The organism is Mycobacterium sp. 852002-53434_SCH5985345 (assembly GCF_001667155.1).
Lineage (GTDB): Bacteria > Actinomycetota > Actinomycetes > Mycobacteriales > Mycobacteriaceae > Mycobacterium.
Genome location: NZ_LZIE01000092.1, coordinates 98,400 through 121,279, shown reverse-complemented (window position 1 = coordinate 121,279; position 22,880 = coordinate 98,400). Strand labels below are relative to the sequence as shown.

Annotated in this window: 22 protein-coding genes; 11 read left to right on the top strand and 11 right to left on the bottom strand. The window is 65.6% G+C overall.

Going from position 1 to position 22,880, the window contains the following annotated elements; translation table 11 throughout:
* The 3 genes from A5756_RS23585 to A5756_RS23575 form a co-directional block, all read right to left on the bottom strand.
* Positions 1–773, bottom strand: a 773-nt coding sequence (locus A5756_RS23585) for an enoyl-CoA hydratase/isomerase family protein (RefSeq protein WP_066958082.1), incomplete at its 3' end; no start/stop codon positions are given.
* Positions 770–1,936, bottom strand: coding sequence for an acyl-CoA dehydrogenase family protein (locus A5756_RS23580; RefSeq protein ID WP_066958080.1), 1,167 nt, complete (start codon positions 1,934–1,936; stop codon positions 770–772). The genes A5756_RS23585 and A5756_RS23580, both read right to left, overlap by 4 nt.
* A gap of 111 nt (positions 1,937–2,047) precedes the next feature.
* Positions 2,048–3,346 (bottom strand): amidohydrolase family protein, encoded by a 1,299-nt coding sequence (locus A5756_RS23575; protein ID WP_066958050.1) that lies wholly within the window; start codon positions 3,344–3,346, stop codon positions 2,048–2,050.
* Between the two features lie 433 nt (positions 3,347–3,779).
* On the opposite strand from A5756_RS23575, the gene A5756_RS23570 reads away from it, so the two are divergent.
* The 8 genes from A5756_RS23570 to A5756_RS23535 all read left to right on the top strand — a co-directional run bounded on the left by A5756_RS23570 (position 3,780) and on the right by A5756_RS23535 (position 9,824).
* Positions 3,780–4,310, top strand: a complete 531-nt coding sequence (locus A5756_RS23570; RefSeq protein ID WP_066958048.1) for a carboxymuconolactone decarboxylase family protein — start codon at positions 3,780–3,782, stop codon at positions 4,308–4,310.
* A 5-nt stretch (positions 4,311–4,315) separates the two neighbouring features.
* Positions 4,316–5,593 (top strand): aromatic ring-hydroxylating dioxygenase subunit alpha, encoded by a 1,278-nt coding sequence (locus A5756_RS23565; RefSeq protein WP_066958046.1) that lies wholly within the window; start codon positions 4,316–4,318, stop codon positions 5,591–5,593.
* Positions 5,577–5,900, top strand: coding sequence for a hypothetical protein (locus tag A5756_RS23560; protein ID WP_066958044.1), 324 nt, complete (start codon positions 5,577–5,579; stop codon positions 5,898–5,900). The genes A5756_RS23565 and A5756_RS23560 overlap by 17 nt, the downstream gene beginning before the upstream one ends.
* Before the next feature lie 3 nt (positions 5,901–5,903).
* Complete coding sequence (locus A5756_RS23555; RefSeq protein WP_066958042.1) at positions 5,904–7,148, top strand: amidohydrolase family protein; 1,245 nt, start codon at positions 5,904–5,906, stop codon at positions 7,146–7,148.
* Positions 7,120–7,554, top strand: a complete 435-nt coding sequence (locus tag A5756_RS23550) for a nuclear transport factor 2 family protein (protein WP_066958040.1) — start codon at positions 7,120–7,122, stop codon at positions 7,552–7,554. The genes A5756_RS23555 and A5756_RS23550 overlap by 29 nt, the downstream gene beginning before the upstream one ends.
* On the top strand, positions 7,551–8,648 hold the full coding sequence (locus A5756_RS23545) for an acyl-CoA dehydrogenase family protein (RefSeq protein WP_066958038.1): 1,098 nt from the start codon (positions 7,551–7,553) through the stop codon (positions 8,646–8,648). Before A5756_RS23550 ends, A5756_RS23545 begins: the two co-directional genes overlap by 4 nt.
* A gap of 60 nt (positions 8,649–8,708) precedes the next feature.
* A complete protein-coding gene (locus tag A5756_RS23540; protein ID WP_082960081.1) occupies positions 8,709–9,470 on the top strand; it encodes an acyl-CoA dehydrogenase family protein in 762 nt (253 codons plus the stop codon).
* 90 nt (positions 9,471–9,560) lie between these two features.
* Positions 9,561–9,824 (top strand): DUF4190 domain-containing protein, encoded by a 264-nt coding sequence (locus A5756_RS23535; protein WP_066958034.1) that lies wholly within the window; start codon positions 9,561–9,563, stop codon positions 9,822–9,824.
* Here A5756_RS23535 and A5756_RS23530 read toward each other — a convergent pair.
* Positions 9,821–10,996 (bottom strand): acyl-CoA dehydrogenase family protein, encoded by a 1,176-nt coding sequence (locus tag A5756_RS23530; RefSeq protein ID WP_066958076.1) that lies wholly within the window; start codon positions 10,994–10,996, stop codon positions 9,821–9,823. The two genes, A5756_RS23535 and A5756_RS23530, sit on opposite strands and share 4 nt — an antisense overlap.
* 242 nt (positions 10,997–11,238) lie before the next feature.
* Here A5756_RS23530 and A5756_RS23525 point away from each other — a divergent pair, with 242 nt between their 5' ends.
* The 3 genes from A5756_RS23525 (at position 11,239) to A5756_RS23515 (ending at position 13,825) form a co-directional block, all read left to right on the top strand.
* Positions 11,239–11,889 carry a TetR/AcrR family transcriptional regulator gene (locus A5756_RS23525; protein WP_066958032.1) on the top strand — a complete coding sequence of 217 codons (651 nt, stop codon included), beginning with the start codon at positions 11,239–11,241 and terminating at the stop codon, positions 11,887–11,889.
* A gap of 237 nt (positions 11,890–12,126) precedes the next feature.
* Positions 12,127–12,975: a mycofactocin-coupled SDR family oxidoreductase gene (locus A5756_RS23520; protein ID WP_066958030.1), complete on the top strand. Its 849-nt coding sequence runs from the start codon at positions 12,127–12,129 to the stop codon at positions 12,973–12,975.
* Positions 12,976–12,994: 19 nt separating this feature from the next.
* A complete protein-coding gene (locus A5756_RS23515) occupies positions 12,995–13,825 on the top strand; it encodes an SDR family NAD(P)-dependent oxidoreductase (protein WP_156659786.1) in 831 nt (276 codons plus the stop codon).
* Here the strand turns inward: A5756_RS23515 and A5756_RS23510 are convergent.
* From A5756_RS23510 to A5756_RS23480, 7 genes are all read right to left on the bottom strand, one after another.
* The gene (locus A5756_RS23510; protein ID WP_066958023.1) at positions 13,822–14,631 is read right to left on the bottom strand and encodes an SDR family NAD(P)-dependent oxidoreductase; all 810 of its coding nucleotides are present in this window, start codon (positions 14,629–14,631) and stop codon (positions 13,822–13,824) included. The two genes, A5756_RS23515 and A5756_RS23510, sit on opposite strands and share 4 nt — an antisense overlap.
* Before the next feature lie 6 nt (positions 14,632–14,637).
* Complete coding sequence (locus tag A5756_RS23505; RefSeq protein ID WP_066958021.1) at positions 14,638–17,055, bottom strand: CaiB/BaiF CoA-transferase family protein; 2,418 nt, start codon at positions 17,053–17,055, stop codon at positions 14,638–14,640.
* A complete protein-coding gene (locus tag A5756_RS23500) occupies positions 17,055–18,038 on the bottom strand; it encodes an enoyl-CoA hydratase/isomerase family protein (RefSeq protein ID WP_066958019.1) in 984 nt (327 codons plus the stop codon). The genes A5756_RS23505 and A5756_RS23500 overlap by 1 nt, the downstream gene beginning before the upstream one ends.
* 2 nt (positions 18,039–18,040) lie before the next feature.
* Entirely contained in the window at positions 18,041–19,159 is a 1,119-nt protein-coding gene (locus A5756_RS23495; RefSeq protein WP_066958017.1) for a Xaa-Pro peptidase family protein, read from the bottom strand.
* Positions 19,149–20,399 (bottom strand): Xaa-Pro peptidase family protein, encoded by a 1,251-nt coding sequence (locus A5756_RS23490; RefSeq protein WP_066958015.1) that lies wholly within the window; start codon positions 20,397–20,399, stop codon positions 19,149–19,151. Before A5756_RS23490 ends, A5756_RS23495 begins: the two co-directional genes overlap by 11 nt.
* 11 nt (positions 20,400–20,410) lie before the next feature.
* Positions 20,411–21,472, bottom strand: a complete 1,062-nt coding sequence (locus A5756_RS23485) for an amidohydrolase family protein (RefSeq protein ID WP_197505428.1) — start codon at positions 21,470–21,472, stop codon at positions 20,411–20,413.
* 159 nt (positions 21,473–21,631) lie between these two features.
* Positions 21,632–22,879: a cytochrome P450 gene (locus tag A5756_RS23480; protein WP_066958013.1), complete on the bottom strand. Its 1,248-nt coding sequence runs from the start codon at positions 22,877–22,879 to the stop codon at positions 21,632–21,634.
* Position 22,880 lies beyond the last annotated feature (1 nt).

Here is a 22,880-nt window from a genome sequence, read left to right as displayed (position 1 = left end):
CCAGTAAACGACGGCTCCCGCCGCTCCGCGAAAGCGGCATACGCCGCGGCCGCGTCCGCCGTCGCGAAATTGCCCACCTGAGCGCGGGCCTCGTTGGCCAGCGCGTCGCGCAAGGTGCTGTCGGCTCCCTCGTTCAGCAGAGCCTTGGTGTGGGCGAGGGCGATCGGCGGACCGGCCGCCAGCCGGTCGGCGAGATCGTCGACGAAGGAGTCGATCTCCGCCGCCGACACCACCCACGTCACCAGGTTCAGCGCGTACGCCTCCCCGGCGTCAATCGTCTCGGCGAGCAGCGCGAGCCGCTTCGCCTGTTGCAGGCCAACGAGTTTGGGCAACAACCAGGAACCACCGAGGTCAATCGACAGACCCCGCTTGGAGAAGATCTGGCAGAACGTCGATTCCGGCGTGGCGACGACGAAGTCGCATCCCAGCGCGAGGTTCCAGCCCGCCCCGACGGCCACTCCGGCCACCTTGGCGATCGTCGGTATCGCAAGCTCGTGCAGCTCCAGCGCGACGTCAGTCAGCCGCTGCAGCTTGTAATTCGGATGAATGTCGTCGGGGACCGAAATGTCGGCACCGGAGCAGAAGCTGCCGCCGGAGCCGGCGAGCACGAGCGCGCGCACGCCGCGGTCGTGACCGGCGGCGTGCAGCGCGTCGCGCAACGCAACCCAGAGTTCGGGGTTGATCGCGTTCTTACGGCGCGGACGGTTGAGGGTCAGGGTGCGTACTCCGGCGCGGTCTTCCGACAGCAGCACGGGGTCGCCGGGCGCGGTCAATAGCTCCTCGGCAACTTCAGAACGTTGGATCCCAGGAAGTTCAGGATCATCTCCTGGCTGACGGGCGCGATCTTCATCAGCCGGGCCTCGCGGAAGTAGCGCGCGATGTGGTATTCCTCCGCGTATCCCATACCACCATGCGTTTGCAACGCCCGGTCCGCGGCGGTGAAGCCAGCATCGGCGCACAGGTATTTCGCCGTATTCGCCTCGCGCCCACAGGGTTTGCCGTTGTCATACAACCAGGTGGCCTTGCGCAACATCAGCTCGGCGGCGTCCAGGCGTGCCAGCGAGTCGGCGAGCGGGAACTGCAGGCCCTGGTTCATGCCGATGGGCCGGCCGAACACCTCACGCTCGTTGCCGTATTTCACCGCCTTGTCCAGCGCCACCCGGCCGATGCCGAGCGCCTCGGCGGCGATCAGCATCCGCTCCGGATTCAGGCCGTCCAGAATGTACTGAAAGCCCTTGCCTTCCTCGCCGATTCGGTCCTCGACGGGCACCTCGAGATTGTCGATGAACAATTCGTTGGAGCTGACGGCGTTGCGGCCCATCTTGCGGATGGGGCGGATGTCGACCCTGCTGCGGTCGAGGTCGGTGATGAACAACGTCATCCCGTCGGTCTTCTTGGTGACTTCCTCATATGACTGGGTACGCGTCAGCAGCAGGATCTTGTCGGACTCCATCGCTTTGGAGATCCACACCTTCCGGCCGTTGACGATGTAGCGATCGCCGTCGCGCTTGGCGAAGGTGGTGATTCGCGACGTGTCCAGTCCGGCGCCAGGTTCGGTCACGCCGAAGCAGACGTGCACTTCGCCGGTCGCGACCTTGGGCAGCGTGCGCGCCTTGAGTTCGTCGGAGCCGTGCACCACCACCGGTTGCATGCCGAAGATGGACAAATGGATCGAGCTGGCGGCGTTCATGGCGCCGCCGGATTTGGCGACCTCCTCGAGCAGGATGGTGGCTTCGGTGATTCCGAGGCCGTGGCCGCCGTACTCCGGGGGAATCGTCATGCCCAGCCAGCCACCCTGAGCGATGGCGTCGTAGAACTCGGTCGGAAATTCGTGCGCCTGGTCTTTTTCCATCCAGTACTGGTCGTCGAACTTGCGCGCCAACTCGGCGACCGACCGGCGGATCAGCTCCTGATCGTCAGTCAGCTCAAAATTCATTCCGACGCTGGACATTGCGCCGCCTCCTCTTTCAGCGCGAGCAGACGCAAACACGCATAATCGCGACCGGAGTCATGCGAGTTTGCGTCTGCTCGCGGGACCGGGGGACCCTCAGTCCTTGTTGCCGGAAAGGGCCTTCGCGTTCGCCGCGAAGTCCGCGAAGGACGAGCCGCCCCGGCCGTCCTTTTCGTGGCCCTGCGCCTTGATGGACACGTCGTGCCCCTCGGCGGCCTTGCGTAGCGCACCGACCGTCGCCTGTTCGCGCGAGATGTGGGTGAACGGGTCGAACGAGTACCAGCGCATGGCGTTCTCATGTGTCATCTTGTTGATTTCGTCGTCCGGAACGTCGTTGAGGGACAACACATCCCATAGCTCTTCCGGCGCGCCCGGCCACATCGAGTCGCTGTGCGGGTAGTCGGCTTCCCAGCAGATGTTGTCGATGCCGATCATATTGCGCAGCGCCACGCCGACCTTGTCGCTGATGAAGCAGGTCAGGAAGTGCTCACGGAAGACCTCGCTGGGCAGCTTGCCTTTGAAGTCCTGGTGCGTCCATGCGGAGTGCATCTCGAAGGTCCGGTCCGCACGCTCGAGGAAGTAGGGAATCCAGCCTGTTCCGCCCTCGGACAACGCGACCTTCAGGTCCGGGTATTCCTTGATCGGCCGCGACCAGAGCAGGTCCGCGGCGGCCTGCACGATGTTCATCGGCTGCAGTGTGATCATCACGTCCATCGGCGCATCCGGCGCGGTGATCGCCAGCCGGCCCGAGGAACCGATGTGCACGTTCATCACGGTGTCGGTGTCCACCAAGGCTTTCCACAGCGGGTTCCAGTACTCGTCGTGGAAGCTGGGATAGCCCATCGCGGCCGGGTTTTCGGTGAAGGTCAGCGCATGCACGCCCTTTTTCGACACCCGGCGCACCTCGGCGGCACACGCCTCCGCATCCCAGATCACCGGGATCGCCATCGGGATGAAGCGCGCCGGGTAGGCGCCGCACCACTCGTCGATGTGCCAGTCGTTGTATGCCTGCACCAGCGCGATCGAGAAATCATGGTCGTCGGTGGCGAACAGCCGCCCGGCGAAGCCCGGGAAGGAGGGGAAGCAGATCGAGGCCAGGATGCCGCCGGCGTTCATGTCCTTGACGCGCTCGTCGACGTTGTAACAACCCGGCCGGATCTCGTCGAGCCCAGTCGGCTCGATGCCGTACTCCTCCTTCGGCCGTCCGGCGACCGCGTTCAATGCCACGTTCGGGATGACCGTGTCGCGGAACTTCCACATGTCCGAGCCGTCTGCGTTGTGCACCAGCCGCGGCGCGTCGTCCTGGTACTTCTTCGACAGGTGGTTCTTGAACATGTCGGGCGGCTCGACGGTGTGGTCGTCGACGCTGATCAGGATCATGTCTTCTTTGTTCATGGCCGTTGCCCTTCCGTCGGGTTCGTCTATTCGATTCCGCTCCCACGCAGCCTCGGCGAATCGCTGTCCCGTGCCAAGATCACTAAAATGAAAACTATCTTCTCGCCAAGCGAGAATCAACATCCAGCGGACGCCGCGGCCGGTGTTCATCGGCTGACAAACGCCGGAGCGTGCCCGTAATTTGCCCGCGTCCGAGCGACTATGCGCTGCGGCGACTGCCCGCGTTGCGCAGGACTCCGGCATCGCCGACGACGTTCTTGCTGGCAGGCGGCTGTTTCGTTGGCCGGGCGGGCGCACGGCGCCGGTGCCGGGCGCGGCCCCGCCGGCCGGCATTGACCGGCCGAGCGTTTCGTGCAACTCTATTGGTTAGAAATGAGAATATGATTCTCCTTGGCCGAGAGGTGGCCCGGAGGAGAGCGAGAGGAGAGCGCCGATGCGGTTGCCGCCGCTGCCGGCTGATCAGTGGGACGAGGTTACCCAGAAGGCACTCTCGGCAATGCGTGGCGCGGAGACCAACAATGCGCTCAGCACCCTCGCCCACCACCCGGCGCTGGCCAAGGCATTTCTGCGGTTCAACGTTCACCTCTTGACCTCGTCCACGCTGCCGGTGCGCATCCGAGAACTGGCCATCCTGCGGGTCGCACATCGTCGCGAATGCGCCTACGAGTGGTCTCACCACGTCCGCATGGCCAAGGACGCGGGAATCACCGACGACGAGATCGCCGCGGTGGAACGAAGCGAGTCCGCGGACGAGTTTGATCGCGCGGTGATCGCCGGCGTCGATGAGCTCGAGGCGAAATCACAGCTGTCCGACGAGACCTGGGCCGCGCTCGGCGAGCGCCTCAACGATCAGCAGCGGATGGATTTCGTCTTCACGGTCGGCTGCTATGCCCTGCTGGCCATGGCCTTCAACACTTTTGGCGTACAGCTCGAGAACGCCGATCAGGACCATCAAGAGAGGTAGATAAGGTGCCCCACTTCCCCAAGCCGGCCGCAGGCAGCTGGACTGAAAATTACCCCGACCTCGGCACGGCGCCAGTCGATTACACCGACTCGATCGATCCGGCCTTCTTCGAAGCCGAGCGCGAAGCCGTCTTCAGGAAGACCTGGCTCAACGTCGGCCGGGTCGAGCGACTGCCGCGTACCGGCAGCTACTTCACCAGAGAACTGCCGGCGGCCGGCAAGGGCACGTCGGTGATCATCACCAAGACCAAGGACGGGGCGGTCAAGGCGTACCACAACGTCTGCCGCCACCGCGGAAACAAGTTGGTGTGGAACGATTTTCCCACCGAGGAGACCTCCGGCACCTGCCGGCAGTTCACCTGCAAGTACCACGCCTGGCGATACAGCCTCGACGGTGACCTCACGTTCGTCCAACAGGAAGAAGAGTTCTTCGACCTCGACAAGAGCAAATTCGGCCTGGCGCCCGTCCGCTGCGAGGTGTGGGAAGGCTTCATCTTCATCAACTTCGACGACAACGCGGCGCCGCTGATCGACTACCTCGGGCCGCTGGCCAAGAGCATCGAGGGCTACCCCTTCGGCGAGATGACGGAGACCTACTCCTACCGGGCCGAGGTCGGCAGCAACTGGAAACTGTTCATCGACGCGTTCGTCGAGTTCTACCACGCGCCGATCCTGCACCAGGGGCAGTACACCAAGGAAGAAGCCGCCAAGATCCAGAAGTTCGGGTATGAAGCGCTGCACTACGAGGTGGCCGGCCCGCACAGTCTGCAGTCGACCTGGGGCGGTCAGGCGCCGCCCCCGGACATGTCCATGGTCAAGCCGATGGACCAGGTGTTGCGCAGCGGTTTGTTCGGTCCCTGGGATAAGCCGGAGATCATCGAGAAGCTGGAGCTGCCGCCGGGTGTCAACGTGAAGCGGGTGCCGCAGTGGGGCATCGACTCATGGCTCTTCTACCCCAACTTCATGTTGTTGATCTGGGAGCCGGGCTGGTTCCTGACCTACCACTACTGGCCGACCGCCGTCGACAAGCACATCTTCGAGTGCACGCTGTACTTCGTCCCGCCGCGCAACGCGCGCGAACGCCTGGCCCAGGAGTTGGCCGCCGTAACCTTCAAGGAGTACGCGCTACAAGACGCCAACACGCTGGAGGCGACCCAGACCATGATCGGCACCCGGGCCGTCAAGGAATTCTTGCTGTGCGATCAGGAGGTCTTGATCCGCCATCTGCACAAGACGACCGGTGATTACGTGAAGGAGTACCAGAACAATGGCGTTACCGTCTGAATTCGCGGACCTGCAGCCGTATTTGGATTGGGACCTGGCCACCGAGCCGGAGCGCTACGCCAAGCGGCTGGCCTCTACGATGGCCGAGATGCAGGCGTTCTACGACGTCGCGTTCCCGCGCCTCAACGATGCCATCGAGTACTGCGACAAATACCCGCTGGACGATCTGCCCGACGACGCGAGGACTCTCATGCACATCATGCAGTCGCTCGTGATGGTGTCGTTTCCGATCGAGGCGTGGAAACAGGCCCGGGTGCCCGACAGCGGCGCGGCCTGGGTGGAGTGCATCCGGGAACCGGTGATTTAACCGGTGTTGACCCTCAAGGCGGCCGGGCTGCTCGACGTCGACGCCGGCGAGATCGTGTCCCCCGGCGTTGTGCAGATCGAGGGTGACCGGATCGTCGGCGTCGGGGGCTCAGGTCCCCCGGGCCCAGAAGACTCGGTCATCGATCTCGGCGACCAGATCCTGCTGCCCGGGCTGATGGACATGGAGGTCAACCTGCTGATGGGCGGCCGCGGGGAGAAACCCGGCCTGTCCCAGGTTCAGGACGATCCGCCGACGCGGGTGCTGCGCGCGGTCGGCAATGCGCGGCGCACGTTGCGCGCCGGATTCACCACCGTGCGCAACCTCGGCCTGTTCGTCAAGACCGGCGGCTACCTGTTGGACGTCGCGCTGGGCAAGGCCATTGATGCCGGCTGGATCGACGGTCCGCGCGTGGTGCCGGCCGGGCATGCCATCACGCCGACCGGCGGCCACCTGGACCCGACGATGTTCGCGGCGTTCGCGCCCCACGCCCTCGAGCTGACCGTCGAAGAAGGGATCGCCAACGGCATCGACGAGATCCGCAAGGCGGTGCGCTACCAGATCAAACATGGCGCCGAGCTGATCAAGGTCTGCTGTTCGGGCGGGGTGATGTCACTGACCGGTCCGCCTGGCGCGCAACACTATTCGGATGAGGAGCTGTGCGCGATCGTCGATGAGGCCCACCGACGTGGGCTGCGCGTCGCGGCGCACACGCACGGCGCCGAAGCGGTCAAGCATGCCGTTGCGGCCGGCATCGACTGCATCGAGCATGGCTTCCTGATCGACGACGAAGCGATCGCGTCGCTGGTCGAGCACGGCACCTTTCTGGTGAGCACCCGGCGCCTGGCCGATGGCGATGCGATGGACGTCTCGCACGCTCCGCCAGAGCTGCAGGCCAAGGCGGCCGAGATGTTCCCGAAGGCCAGGACTTCGATCCTGGCCGCCTACCAGGCCGGCGTGAAGATCGCCGTCGGCACCGACGCGCCCGCGATCCCGCACGGACGCAACGCCGACGAGCTGGTCACCCTCGTCAACTGGGGCCTGCCGCCGCTGGCGGTTTTGCGGGCGGCGACGGTGACCGCGGCCGAGCTGATCAACTCGACGGACCGCGGGCGGATCGCAGCCGGGCAGCTTGCCGACATCATCGCGGTGCCGGGAAACCCCTTGGAAGACATAACCGTTACCCAGCAGGTGAGCTTTGTCATGAAAGGCGGCAAGATCTATGTCGACAAATCAGCCAACCCGAACTGACGACCTGGTCGAGATCCAGCAGCTGCTCGCCCGCTACGCGGTGACCATCACCCAGGAAGACATCGACGGGCTGATCGGCGTCTTCACCCCGGACGGGACATACAGCGCGTTCGGGTCCACGTACAAGTTGGACAGATTCCCAGAATTGGTGGCCGCGGCTCCAAAGGGGTTGTTCCTCACCGGAACTGCCTTGATCGAGAACATCGACGGCGATTCGGCGAGCGGCACCCAGCCGTTGTGCTTCATCGACGGCGCCACCCACGACATGCGGATCGGCTACTACCGCGACACCTACTCCCGGACCACCGACGGCTGGCGGCTGAAAACCCGCGCCATGACGTTCATTCGCCGCAGCGGCGTGCACGACTCCGGGCGCCCGCACGCCGTCGGCCGTCCCACGCCGTGAATGTCGAGGAGTTCCGGGCCGGTCTGCGCTCGTGGCTCGACGACAATGACCTGACCCCAGGCCCCGACCCCTCACTGCAGGGCCATATGCGGCAGTTCGCCCGGGTCAGCCGCGCACTCTACGACGCCGATTGGATGCGCTACGGCTGGCCCACCGAGGTCGGTGGATTGGGTGGTCCCGCCGTGCTGCGCGCGATCGTCGGCGAAGAGGTGGTCGGTCGCCGCCTCGCCGAACCCGGACCCTATTCGATGCTCGAGGTGCTCGCACCCACGATGATCGATTACGCGGCCCCAGAGCTTGCCGCCGAAATGGTGCCGCGGCTGCTGAGCGGCGAAGAGCAATGGTGTCAAGGCTTTTCCGAGCCGGGGTCAGGCAGCGACCTGGCGTCGTTGACCACCCGCGCAACGCAGCAAGGCGAGAACTGGATCGTCAACGGGCAGAAGGTCTGGACCAGCTTCGCGCAGTTCTCGACGCGCTGCGTCCTGCTCACCCGCACCGCACCCGGACACGACGGGATCACCGCCTTCTTCGTCGACCTCGACACCCCGGGCATCACCATCCGGCCGCTCCGGACGATGCATGGGGTCGACGAATTCTGCGAGGTCTATTACGAGGACGTGGTGATCCCGGGGAGCCGGATGCTCGGCCGGCCGGGAGACGGCTGGCGGCTCGCCATGGACCTGCTCCCCTACGAACGGTCCACCTGCTTCTGGCAGCGGATCGCGTACCTGTACTCCCGCTTCGACGAACTCATCGCGCAGGCGTCCGACGTCGGCGAGCCGAACGAATCTGAGCTTGGCGCAGCCTATCTGGCTCTTCACACGCTGCGCTGCCGATCCCGCGACACCCAGCATCGGCTGCGCGACGGGGCCCGACTGGGAGCCGACACGTCCATCGACAAGGTGCTGCTCGCCGGCGCAGAGCAGCGACTCTACGACACCGTCCGGGACCTGCTGCCCGGGGCGCTCGAGCTGGACGACACGCCGTGGCGCGCGGAATACCTGTACTCGCGCGCGGCGACCATCTACGGCGGAACCGCGGAAATCCAGCGCAACATCATCGCTCGGCGGCTACTCGACCTCGGGAAGGAGTGAACCGTGGAGTCGACGGATCCTGAGTCGCTGCGACTGCTCGAAGGTTCGCTGCGGACGACGATGACGGCCGCATCGGGGGTTAAGCTCGACGTAGCGCTGGCCGACCTGGGCTGGCGCGACATGCTGGACGAAATACCGGACGTTGCCGTGCCTCTGGTGTTCCGCCTGCTTGGTGAGACGGGCGCGCACGCGCCGGTGCTCAACGACGTAATCTTATGCGAGAGCGGGGCCGCGCCGGGGGACACCCTGCCGCTACCGTTCGCCGGTGGCTCCTGGGTGATATGGGAGCGCGGCGATGCGGGCGCGAAGTCGGCGGTCGACGAGTCGCTGCCGATACACCGGGTGCCACAAGGGAGTTCTTTGCCACCGGCCGCGCTGCATGCGGGGCGGCGGGCCCTGGGCTGGTGGCTGGTCGGCGCCAGCCGGGCCATGCTCGCGCTGGCGCGCCAGCACGCCCTCGACCGCGTCCAGTTCGGGCGGCACATCAGCTCGTTCCAGGCGATCCGCCACCGGCTGGCCGAGACGCTCGTAGCGATCGAGGGCGCCGAGGCGACGCTGCACGTCGCCGCGCAATCAAATGATCACGACGGCCTGGGCGCCCAGCTGGCGAAGGCCGCCGCCGGCCAGGCCGCGCTCACCGCCGCCCGCCACTGTCAGCAGGTACTCGGCGGGATCGGCTTCACAGCCGAGCACCCACTACATCACCACGTCAAACGGTCGCTGATCCTGGACGGACTGCTGGGCAACGCACAGGAGCTCACTCGGGTGGCCGGAAAAACATTGGTAGATAAGCGGTTTGCGCCGCGGCTCGCCGAGCTCTAGCCGGTCCACGGCCCCGCCGCCACGCTCGCCGCCGGAGGACCGGAAAGCCGGCGCGTAGACTCCGTCTGGCCGCCAGGAGGATGGGACGCGATGAGTCAACCCGAGCAACCACGAAACGAGATGGGTGTCGCTGCGCTGCTCGTGGGCCTGGTCGCGCTCCTGACGTGCTGGATGCTGATCGGGGTGCCCTTCGGCATTGCGGCGGTGATCACGGGCGATATCGCGCGCAGACGCGTGCAGCGAGGCGAAGCGAACAATCCGCGAATCGCGCTGGCGGGCATGGCATTAGGGGCCGTATCGATCGCGGCCGGGCTCGTCGTAATCGGGTACTACGCGTGGCGGGACGCCCGCTAGTTCCGGGGCAACCCCAGCACGCGCTCGGCGATGATGTTCCGCTGAATCTCCGACGTGCCGCCCGCAATTGTCGCGGCGAAGCTGCGCGCGTATCGATCGAACCAGCTGCGGTAATGACTGTCGAGGTTCAGCGGGGCGAACGGAGCGGTCACCGCCCGGTACACCAACCCGTCCGCGCGCGCGGCGTCCAGCGCATCCTCGGACGCCCGTTGCAGGGCTTCGGATCCCAGCAGCTTGAGCACCGATTGGGCCGGTACGTCCTCTTCACCGCGCGCGGCCCGCGATAACGCCGCGGACCCCAGGAGCCGCAGCGCGTGGGCGTCCATCACCACGGTGGCGTAGCGCTCTCGCTCCAGCGCGCTCGACGGGCGGAAATCGATGCTCAATTCGTGCAACAGATCGACGTATCCCATCCAGAGCATGACGCGTTCGTGCCCCAGCGAGCCGGTGGCCACCCGCCACCCCCCGTTGAGCTCGCCCACCAGATTCTCGGCCGGCACCCGCGCGTCGGTGAAGAACACCTCGTTGAAGTCGACTTCGTCGCTGTCGCACATGGACGCGAACGGGCGTCGCACCACGCCCGGTGTATCGGTCGGGATCAGCAACACGCTAATGCCCTTGTGTTTCGGCGCCTTTGGATCGGTGCGCACAAAGGTCAGCAGCACGTCGGCATCGTGGGCGCCCGACGTCCACACCTTCTGCCCGTTGACCACGAAGTGATCACCGTCAAGCACCGCACGCGTTTTCAGCGACGCGAGGTCCGAGCCCGCTCCAGGTTCGCTCATTCCCAGGGCCGCGGTGATCTCGGCCCGCAAAATCGGCACCGCCCAACCTTGCTTCTGTTCGGGTGTGCCGAAGGTCAGCAACGAGGCCGCGATGATGCCCACGCCTTGCGGATTGAAGCTTTGATAGATGCGCCGCCTCCCCAGCTCCTCCAAGTAAACGTATTGCTGCAACAGCGTGGCGTTGCGTCCGCCGAACTCGGGCGGGTTGCCGGGAAGCAGCCATCCGCTGTCGAACAACAGCCGCTGCCAGCGTCGGGCCCATTGCGGCACGTGCGAACTGGAGCGTGGCCGCTCGAACGCCTCGGCCCCGGTGGGCAGGTGCGCGTCCAGGAAGGCGATGAATTCGGAACGGAACGCCTCGACGTCGGCGTCAAAGGTGAGCTGCACGCGACTCCCCGGGACGGTCGTGAGCACCGCCGGGTGTCGGTAGATCACGATTTCCGCCGACCGCGCGGTTCGCTCTTATGATTACGCTTCCAAACACACGTCTAAGAGAATAGTATTCTCATGGCGAGGAAGTTACAATCTCCGACACATGATCCGTGAGGGGGTCGAGCGCAGCGATGTCACGGCGTTCTCCGGTACAGTCCAATCATGTTCTCCCCTCGCGGCAATCAGCTGAGCCGGCCGTGACCAGCCCAAGCGAGGAGCCGGCCTGGAAGCAGCGCGCCGTCGAGAGGTCGATCAAGACGGCGAAATTGCGAGCCGCGCAACGCGTTCAGCGCTTCCTCGACGCGGCGCAGGCCATCATCATCGAAAAGGGCTCCACGGACTTTACCGTGCAGGAGGTCGTCGACCGCTCCCGTCAGTCGCTACGCAGCTTCTACCTGCAGTTCGACGGCAAGCACGAGCTGCTGTTGGCGCTGTTCGAAGACGCCCTGAGCCGGTCCGCCGACCAGATTCGCGCGGCCACGGAAAGCCAGGCCGATCCGCTGGAGCGGCTGAAGGTGGCCGTGCAACTCCTGTATGAGGCCTCCCGTCCGGATCCGACCGCCCAGCGACCGCTGTTCACCGACTTTGCGCCACGGTTGCTGGTGACCCATCCCGCTGAGGTCAAGGTGGCGCATGCGCCCCTGTTGGCTTTGCTCACCGAGTTGATGGAAGCGGCTTATGACGCCGGCAAATTGCGCGCGGGCGTCAATGCGAAGCGGATGGCTGCGATGACCATGCAGACCGTGATGTTCATCGCGCAATCCAGCGGCGGCTCCGACGATGCGACCATCCATCCCATTACCAGCGAAGAGGTATGGGATTTCTGCTCACGCGGCTTCGTCGGCTAGCGCGAACCCCGCTGCGCCGTCACCCCTGCTGGACCTGATCAAATACCGCACGTCATTTGCTGATGAGAATCAGATTCTCTAATATTTAGAATCACAAATAGCCAAAACGGATTCGTCGTTGACACTCACGAGCGGGTGGTGACAAAGTGCAAAGGCGGCGAGATGCGCAAGCCGGGGCATGCGGCAACGGCTGTTCACGCTGAGGCATGCGATCACTAGTCAGGAGTTGAGGTAGCCATGACCGGACGTGTTGAGGGCAAAGTCGCTTTCGTCACCGGAGCGGCACGCGGTCAGGGCCGCAGCCACGCGGTGCGGTTGGCACAAGAGGGCGCCGACATCATCGCCATCGACATCTGCAAGCCCATCCGCGAGGGAGTGACGGACACCGCGATCCCGGCCTCGACGCCCGAGGATCTTGCCGAGACGGCCGACCTGGTCAAGGGCCACAACCGGAGGATCGTCACCGCCGAGGTCGACGTGCGCGACTACGCGGCGCTGAAATCCGCCGTGGACAGCGGCGTCGAACAACTCGGCCGGCTCGACATCATCGTGGCCAACGCCGGGATCGGTAACGGCGGCGACACCCTGGACAAAACCAGCGAAGAAGACTGGACCGAGATGATCGACATCAATCTCGCCGGGGTGTGGAAAACCGTGAAAGCCGCCGTGCCGCATCTCCTGTCGGGCGGCCGGGGCGGTTCCATCATCCTGACCAGCTCGGTCGGCGGCCTGAAGGCCTACCCCCACACCGGCCATTATGTCGCCGCCAAACACGGTGTCGTCGGGTTGATGCGTGCCTTCGGGGTTGAGCTGGGGCAGCACATGATTCGGGTCAACTCGGTACATCCCACCCATGTCAAGACACCGATGCTGCACAACGAGGGCACCTTCAAGATGTTCCGCCCGGACCTGGAGAATCCCGGTCCCGACGACATGGCGCCGATCTGTCAGCTGTTTCACACCATGCCGATTCCATGGGTGGAGCCGATCGATGTCAGCAACGCCGTGCTGTTCTTCGCCTCGGACGAGTCGCGCTACATCACCGGCGTGACCCTGCCCATAGATGCGGGTAGCTGCCTTAAGTAGCATCCGGTCCGTGAATGGAATTGCCGGATTTGAAGGTCGTGGGGCGGTCGTCACGGGCGGTGCGAGCGGTATCGGCTTGGCCACCGCCACCGAATTCGCCCGCCGCGGCGCCCGCGTGGTGCTCTCCGACGTCGATCAGCCGGGCCTCGAGCAGGCGGTAAACCACCTGCGCGCCCAGGGATTCGACGCGCACGGCGTGGTATGCGACGTCCGGCATCTCCACGAAATGGTTCACCTGGCGAAAGAATCCTTCCGCCTGCTCGGCCGCGTCGACGTCGTCTTCAGCAATGCCGGCATCGTGGTCGCGGGTCCGATCGCGCAGATGACCCACGACGACTGGCGCTGGGTCATCGATATCGACCTGTGGGGCAACATCCACGCCGTCGAGGCGTTCCTGCCGCGGCTGCTCGAACAGGGCACGGGCGGACACCTCGCGTTCACCGCGTCCTTCGCCGGCCTGGTTCCCAACGCGGGTCTCGGGGCCTACGGCGTCGCCAAGTACGGTGTGGTCGGCCTGGCGGAGACGCTGGCCCGCGAGGTCAAGGACAACGGCATCGGCGTTTCGGTGTTGTGCCCGATGGTGGTGGAGACCAAGCTGCTCTCGAACTCGGAACGGATCCGCGGGGCGGACTACGGGCTGTCGTCATCGCCGAAGGCGGCGGACGGGACGCTACCGACGCAGGACGAGGGCGTCGGCGTCGAGGACGTCGCCCGGTTGACGGCGGATGCGATCCTGGCCAACCGTCTGTACGTGCTTCCGCACGAAGCCGCCCGCGCGTCGATCCGCCGCAGGTTCGAACGCATCGACCGCACCTTCTCCGATCAGGCCGGCGAGGGGTGGAACCACTAGCCGGACGGGCCGAGCCGGTACTCGCCCGTTTTCGGGTCGTGATACCAGCCGCTCGCCGCGTGGGTGCCGCCGTCGACGTGCAAAGTCTGCCCGGTCAGGTAGGCCGACATGTTGGATGCGAGAAAAACTGCGACGCTGGCGATTTCGTCGACGTGGCCCGGGCGTCCCAGCGGCACCACATCGCCGATTCGGGTCAGCGCCACCTCGCCGCCGAGCTGCGCCAGCCCCTCGGTGAGCGTGATGTCGGGCGCGATCGCGTTGACCCGGATGCCGTGCGGCGCCAGTTCGAGCGCCGCGGTCTGGGTGTAGTTGATGACGCCCGCCTTGGCCGCCGCGTACGCGGCGTAGCCGGGTGCGGCGCGCACGCCCTCGATCGATGTCACCGAGACGATGCTGCCGCCGGCGCCCGCCGACACCAGCTGCCTCGCGATGCGCTGGGTGCACAGCAGCACGTGGCGCAGGTTGGCCCGGTAGAGCGCATCCCAACCGTTCTCACTGGTTTCCAGCAGCGGTGACGAAAACACCCCTCCGGCGTTGTTGACCAGGATCGTCGGAGCGCCGAGTTCGGCGTTCGTGCGCCGCAGCGCGTCGTCCACCTGGCCGCTGTCCCGGACATCGGTCACGATGCCCAGGGCGCCAATGGATTCCGCGGCCTGAGCGCAGGTTTGCGGGTCGCGCTCCCAGATCGCCACTGTCGCGCCGAAGGCGGCGAGACCGGCCGCGACGCCGCGACCGATGCCCGCTCCCCCGCCGGTGACCACCGCCACGCGGCCGGTGAGCATGATGTCCGAGGGATCAATTGCCATCGTCGGTCACATCACCGGTGCGCAACCGATAACGCCGTCGGCTTCCAAGTCAGCGATTTCCGAGCCGTCCAACCCCAGCCCGGCCAGCAATTCATGGTTGTGCTGCCCCAGCAGCGGCGCGTGCTGGGTGTGGAACTTCGACGGCCCTGCGGACAGCCTCATCGGCACGGTGCTGAGCCTAGCCGGGCCGTTGACCGGGTGGTCGACCTCCTCGAAGAAGCCACGAAACGCCAGCTGATCCAGTTCTGTTTGGCGGTGCGGTTGCATGACCTTGGCCACCGGAACGCCGGCGTTCCAGAGAGTAGCGACAATCTCGTCGCGGCTGCGTCGCGCACACCACGCGGCCAACCGTTCGTCGATGGCGTCCTCATGCTCTTTCCGACCCCGTGCGCTGGCCAGCTTGGGATCCCTTGCCCATGGGGGTGACCCGATAGCGGCGCACAACCCCTTCCACTGTTCGTCGGTGCTTACCGCGACCGCGACCCAGCTGTCGGGCCGGCCGAACTCGTCGATGTCGTTGCTGCGGTAGAGGTTTTGCGGCACCGCCGTCGGTCCCCGGTTGCCCGCGCGTTCCAGCACTGACCCGTACGCGGAATATTCGATGACCTGCTCCGCGGCGATGCTGAGCGCGGCGTCCACCATCGCCGCTTCGACGAACACACCCTCGCCGCTGCGGCGCCGGTGCTCCAGCGCCAGCAGCAACGCATTCACGGCATGCATGCCCGCGTTCGGGTCACCGATCGAGTATGGGTCGTACGGTGTGCGGTCGGCGTATCCGGTCAGCCACGTCAATCCGGACGCGGCCTCGATGACATACGCGAATGCCGGGTTGTCGCGCCACGGGCCCTCCAGTCCGAAGCCGGGCATCCGCACCATCACGACGTCGCGCTTAATCGATTGGACCGCAGTGAAATCCAGGCCCATCTGGTCGAGCACGCGTGGCGTGAAGTTCTCCACTATCACGTCGCAGGTCGCGATGAGACGGCGCAGGAGATCTCGGCCGCGCGGGCTCTGCAAGTCCAGCGTGAGGCCCTTCTTGTTGGTGTTCAGCGCCGCGAAGATCGGCGACTTCTCCCACCACTGGTTCTCGCTGGCGGGCACGCCCGCGATCAGCCGGGTCCCGTCCGGACGGCGGGTCGATTCCACGTGGATGACTTCCGCACCAAGCATCGCCAGAAAGTGGGTGCAACAGGGGCCGGCCCAGAACGTCGTCATGTCCAGCACACGAATCCCACTCAGGGGCAGTCGATTCCCGTCTTCGGTGGGCGTGGGCCGGGGTATCAATTCTGCGGTCCGGTACTGCGCCGTGTGCTCGCCCAGCTGCGGTGCCGGTTGCGGCCGGCGAAGCCGCGCGGGCGTCATCCGGTAGGGATGGCCCGGCTGCTGGAACCGGCCGCCCGGGTTCTCGACAAACGAACCGCGCTCGCGGAACTGGTCGAGCGATGCGACGTTGGCACCGTTGGCAACCGGGGCGTTGGGGATTCGGAAGGCGGTTGCGAGTTCGCGTATCTCGTCGACCGTGTTGCTTTCGAACCACGCGTAGATTGCGTCGGCATTGAGGTTGGCCCGCTCGGTGATCGTCAGTGATGAGTCCTCGTCGATCCATTCGGGGTGGCCGACCATCGCGCACAAGTCGAACCACTGCTGCGCGGTCCCGCATCCGACGTCCACCAGTCCGTCCTTGGCGCGCGCCACACCCGGTACGGTGACGCGGCGCGCATCCCGCCAGGGCCGCCCGAGCATCTCGAAATAGGTGACGGGATAGTAGGTGAGAGAAAGGATCTGCGTTTCCAGCATGGACAGGTCGAGAAGTTCCCCCGGTTCATCGCCGCTTCGGCCGTGTCGCGAAGCGAGCATGGCCGCGCTCGCGTAGGCCCCGGCCAGATACTCACCGACTTGCCCTCCCACGAATACCGGTGCGCGGTCCGCCTCGCCACGTCCGAGGCCGATGATCCCGCCCGACCACGCCTGCAACGTGAATTCGGTGGCCGCCCTGTCGTTCCAGGGCCCCTCCAGGCCGAATGGCGTGATCGACATGACGGTGAGGTGCGGATGGCGGCGGTGCATGACCGCGGGCGCGAACTCGGGGCGCTCAGCGACTCTCGAGCCGACGGACCACACCACCGCATCCGCGGCTGCCAGCAGCCTGTCGACCAGCTCGACGTCGACGTCGAGCCGTGGATCCACAACGACGCTGCGCTTCGACCCGGCCAGAAAGCCAAACAACGCCCCGTCGCCGCCGGGTGGTATGACGGCGCCAGAGGCGGACCAAGAACGCAGTGGATCGCCTTCGGGCGGCTCGATTTTGACGACGTCTGCTCCACCGTCGGCCAGCAACTTGGTGCAGTAGGCGCCCGCGATTCCGGTGGATAGCTCGACCACGGTACAGCCGGCCAGCGGTGGCTCGATGGCGGACTCCGTCACTACCGCTTCCGCTTTCCATTCTTGGCGGCCCCGCTCTTGCGTCCCTTCTTGCTTAGGCGCCATTCCTGGGGGAACTTGTCGTCGTTGTCTTTCACCGCTCCGCCAAGACCCCGATCGATGGCATCACCGAGCATGAAGTCGTCGCCGTCGGGTCGGACCGCACTGCCCACCGACTCGAAGAATCCGCTGAGCATGCTGCCCATGTACTCGCCCTGAAACTGTTTCATGATCTCGAAGAAGACCTTCTGCATGAACACCGTGTCGGTTGGGCGATTGCGCGCGCAGGCCAGCGCGTACTTCTCCACCTCCGCTTCCAGCTCTGCTCTGGGGACCACGCTGTTGAGGAAGTTGCAGTCGTACATCTCCGCGGCGGTGAAAGCCCGTCCGGTGAACACCATTTCCTGGAACTTTCGGATCCCCATCGTCTGCGCCCACCACCACATTCGCGGACCCCAGCCGTAATACCGGAAGGAGGGATGCCCAAAGAGCGCGTCGTCGCTGGAGATCACCAGGTCCGCGTCGGCCGCTTGGTAGAAATGCCAGCCGTAGCAGTAGCCCTTAGCCTCGAGGATGCTGATCTTCTTGAAGTCCTGCAGGCCCCTTATCCCCGAGTTCGGGTTGGCGTACCACTGGCCCAGGGTGGCACCCCGCCGAAACGAACCCTCGGGCGGAAAGCTGACGTCGTCGTCGCCGATCCGATACTCGGCGAGCCGGTGCTGCTGGTCGGCGGAGTTCTGCGCCGCCATTTCCTCGATCAGGTCCGCACCCGAGCCGAGATCGTCGCCGGCTCCGCGGACCACCAACACCTTGACCTCGTCGTCGATCGAGGCGCGGTGTAACAGGTCGGCGTAGCGCAGCCTGGCGGCGATCGTGGGTGCATTGAGTTGGCCCGGCCGATCGAACGTAATGGTGGCGATGCGGGTCTCGGCGTCCTTGTCGTACCTGACGATCTCCTCCGCTGGAGGTTTAGGCTTGCCGGCCATGGCTATTCGCGCCAAGCAGGACTGTCGGTCAGCACCTCGGAGCCCTCGGCGGTGATCAATACGGCTTCCCGTCCGAAGACCGCACCGATTCCCTGTTCCCATACGTAGCCCGTCACGGCCAGCACCATGCCCGGATCCAACCGTTCCCCGGTCGCGGTCACCGGCAGGTGCGTCGAGATCACGGGCGGATCAAAGCCCATGCCCAGCCCGCGGGCCACCGGCATCGGCGGCGGCGCCTCCCCGGCGGCCTGGTAAGCACCCAGCAATTCGTTCGCGGCGGCGCCCGGGCGGCATGCGGCCAGCAGCCTGCCCCACAGGCTGTCCCAGCGTCGATACAGGGTGGCCGCGCCGCGCACGGCGCCCACCGGCCACGTGCGCCCAACCTCGCCGGTGTACCCACCGGCCAGCACACCGGCCGAAAACGCCACCAGGTCGCCGACCTTGACCCGGCCGTCACCGGTCGCCCGCCGCCACGGATGATCGGGGGACGTCACCCACGCAACATCCTGGTTCGACGGGGTACTCACCCCGCCGGCCGCGACGGCCTCCAGCAGGACACCGGCCAGCGCCTGCTCCGTTACCCCGGGCCGTAGTTCGGAAACGGCGGCGGCCAAACCCGATTGGGCGACCGAGATCGCCTCCCGCAACGCAACCACTTCTTCGGCCGTCTTGATACGCCGGGCGGCCCGCATCGCCAGCTCGCCGTCCACGAGCTCTGCATTGGGAAACGCCGTCGGCAGCAGTTGTGCGAAAATCGGTGATATCGCGTCGGTTCCAACACGCCGGGCGGTGGATGCGCCGTCGATGCGCCGCAGCGCCGACATGGTGTTCGTCGGGTTCCACGAGATGCCGTACAGGTTCTCATGTGGAATCTCGTCGGGGATGCCCTCATCCCAGGTGCTGAGGAGATGGATCGCCCCCGTCTCACGCACCAGCACACACGCGGGGCCGAACGGCCGGGTCCCGGCGACCCACAACTGTGGTGCTCCGGTGACGTAGCGGACGTTGGCTTGGCGGCCGAGGACCAGCACGTCGAGGTCGTGCGCCGCCATCTGATCCAGCACACGCCGGCGGCGTCCCGTGCGCAGCGCGCGGTCGTCGGGGCAAACTTCAACTGACATGGGAGCCATAGGGGTCATAGGGGTAGTCGGTCAATCGGATCCAGCCCTCCTCGGTGATTACCAGGACCTCTTCGCTGCGGTAACCGCCGGTGCCGTCTTCCCACACCACGGGCTCCAAGACCAGCACCATGCCGGGTTGCAGGACGAAATTCTCGTCGAATTCCTGGCCGAGATCGGTTCCGATCATGGGCATTTCGGCCGCGTTCACGCCGATGCCGTGGCCCAGGTAGAAGTGCGGGAGCCATGGCTTGCTACCGCCGTTGGCGTTGATGGCGGCCCGGCCCAGATCCGCCGCCGTGGCGCCGGCCTTGGCGACACCCAGCACGGCGGACATGATCGCGAACCATTTGTCGAACTGCGCCTGCTGGCGGGGTGACGGGTCCCGGCCGACGATCCACGTGCGTCCGAAGTCCGAACAGTAACCGTGGTAGGTGATGCTGACGTCGGTCCACAGCACGTCGCCTTCGGCCAGTTCGCGCTCGGTACTCAGCAGGGGCAGCGCGAGGTCGCCATGTGTGGTCCATACGCCATCGGCCTTGCTCGGCGGCATCACCTGCCAGATCGGCTCCAGCATGCTGGCCGTGGCACCCAACTCGAAGGCGCGCCGCAAAAAGCTTGCGGATAGGTCGATCTGGCGAACACCTGGCGCGAGCCGCTTCTGGACCTCGACCATCGCCTCGTCGGTGATCCGGATGGCGGTGCGCATGCAGGACAATTCGTCCGGCGTCTTCACCGCCTTCGCGGCGCTGACGATGGCCGCGGCATCGATGGGCGCACCGCCGCGGAACAACGACTTCGCGGCGCGCGACATGGCACCGGTGCACTCATCGACCGCGATCACCGCCTGCGCCGGAATCAACTCGGCCAGCAGTCGCGCGAAATCCTCGACGCCCTCGTCGAATTCGAGATACACCGGTCCGTGCAGATGGTCGGCGGGCAGATCCGACTCCGACGCGGCGCCCTCGCGGAAGGGCAGGAACAAATGCGGCCACTCATCCCCGGCGAGCACCACGGCCACCGGCCGCTCCACATAGGACAAGCCTGCATCACCGAGCGGCCAGCTGGTTCCGGTGGCATAGACCACCGCGCTGTTGCCCAGCAGTATCAGTGCATCGACGCCGCGTTCGGCCATCGCCGAGCGCAGCCGAGTCCCGGTCTCGCGGCGCATGCGGCCCAGGTCGGGCGTCTCGGGGATCAGCAGGCTACTGGTGCGCGCACCCGCGTGCGCGAACGTCGTCATCGGTCCCGCCCCTACAAGCCCAGGAACTTGGTGACATTGCCGCTCACGATTTTCGCCGCATCCGCGGGCCCGACAGCATCGACGACGGCGGCCAGTGACTTCTCCGAATAGCCGTAAGTGCTTTCGTTGTGCGGGTAGTCGCTGGACCACATCACCTTGTCCACACCGATCTTGTCGATCAGCTGCAGACCGAGCGGGTCGACCATGAACGACGCGCTCATGTGATTGTCCCAGTAGTACCGCACGTCATGCTGCAACGGGCGGTTGAACATGTGCTGGTATGAGGCCACCAGGTGCTCGGCGTCCTGCAGGGCCCACGGGACCCAGGCGATGCCGCCCTCGAACCAACCGATCCGCAGGCCCGGGTGGTCGTCGAGTATGCCGCCAAAGATGTACTTGGAGAAGGTCTCCCGGAAGCCATCGATGTTGATCATCATTCCGACGACGACGCTGTTGAACTCGGTCGGGCTCTTCGGCGGCGTTTCCCCGATGTGGTGCGTAATCGGAAGACCGGCGGCCTCGATCTCGTCCCAGACCGGCCTCATGGAGGTGCTGGAGTAGTCGATCGGGTTACCGTCATCACCCTTGCCGGGATTCAGCGGCATCAGGAAGGTCTTGAGGCCCAACGACTTCAGTTCCTCCAGGGTCTTGCGCGTGCCCTGCGGGTCCCACCAGTTGATCAGCCCGGCGCCGTAGAAATGGCCGTTGGAGCGCTCCTGGAGTTCGGCGATGTACTCGTTGTAGATCCGGAACGCGAGCTCACGCAGATCCTTGTCCGGGTAGTGGAAGAGCGCCAAAATCGCGTTGGGGAAGGCCAACTCCTTGTCGACCCCGTCGTCGTGCAGCTCCTGGATGCGGGCGTCGATGTTGGTGCTCGCCGCCCCGGGCAAGTCGTCGTACTGCATCAGCACCGCGCTGAAGTCACCCGGCAGGAACGACTGTCCCTTGCGGCCGACCTGGTAGGCGCCATCCTCGTACCAGATTCGCGGCGCCTTGTCCTTGAGATCGTCCGGAAAGCGTTGGTAGAAGATGTCGTCCGCCAGAGAGATGTGATTGTCCGCGGAGAACACCACGGTTCCCGCCGGCAGGCCGATTTCCGCGCCAGAGGCGTGACCGCGCCGGTCCTTCGGGGCGCCGAAGCCTTCGGGTGGGTAAAGCGAAACGGTGCTTGTGTGAGTCGTCATCATTGACCCTCCATTCGGATCGGCATTTTCACAGTAGTGACCTGCGGGCTACCAGGTCACCGGAAGTTCGTAGACGCCGTAGGCGAGCCGGTCGTCCTTGAGGGGTACGTCCTCGACCGGGACGGCGAGTTCCAGCGTGGGCACGCGGCGCAACAGGGTGCGGTAGACGATCTGCAGCTCGGCGCGGGCGAGCTGCTGCCCCACGCACTGATGCCGGCCATAGCCGAAGGCGACGTTGCGGTCGGCCCCCGAGCGGTGCAGGTAGAGCCGATCGGGTTCGGCGAACGCGTGCGGATCCCAGTTGGCCGGGGCCAAGTCGATGATGATGCCTTCGCCGCCACGGATCGTCTCCCCGGCGATATGGATGTCCTCGAGCGCGACGCGGCGCTGGCCGTTCTGAATGATGCTGAGGTAGCGCAACAATTCCTCGACCGCGCTGGCGACGACCTTGGGATCCTCGGCATCGCGGATGACTGCCAGCTGGTCCGGGTTCACCAGCAGCGCTAGCACCCCGAGTCCGATCATGTTCGAGGTGGTCTCGTGCCCGGCGATCAGCAGACCGGTGCCCAGCTGGGCGGCCTCTTTCACGCTGAGCTCGCCGGCCTTCACCCTCTCGGCAAGGTCGGAAACCGCGTCCTCAGCCGGGTTCTCCAACTTGGCCTCGACCAGCTGCGCAAGGTACTTGTGCAGGCTCATGGCGCCCTTGACGGTGTCTTCGCCCGTCGCATAACGCGCGAGGCCGACGTTGGCGTGGTGCTGGAACATGTCGGCGTCTTCGTACGGAACGCCGAGCAGCTGGCTGATCACCAGGGACGGGACGGGCAGCGCCAACGCGGTGACCAGGTCGGCGGGGCGGGGTCCGGCCAGCATCGCGTCGATGTGGTCGTCGGTGATCTGCTGAATGGTCGGACGCAACCCTTCAACCCGCTTGAACGTGAACGGTTTCGACAACATGCGCCGAAATCGGGTGTGCTCTTCCCCGTCGGCGGTGAAAACCGATCGCGGACGCTTGTGCACGGTGGACAACATGCCCGCATTCCAGTGCGGAAACCCGGGCAGCCGGTCGTCGACACTGACCCGCGAATCCGAGAACAGCTCCCGCACTTGCTCGTAGCCGGTGACGAGCCACGGTGCGCTGCCGTCCCAGATCCGGACTCGGGACAGCGGTCGCGCTTCGGCCAGCGCCATGACGCCCGGCGGCGGGGCGAAGGGGCAGCCCGCCTGCCTCGGCATCGGATAATCGGGGATTTCGGGGGCCACCTCGGCCGCAGAAGTGTTCGTCAGCGTCTCTGACATG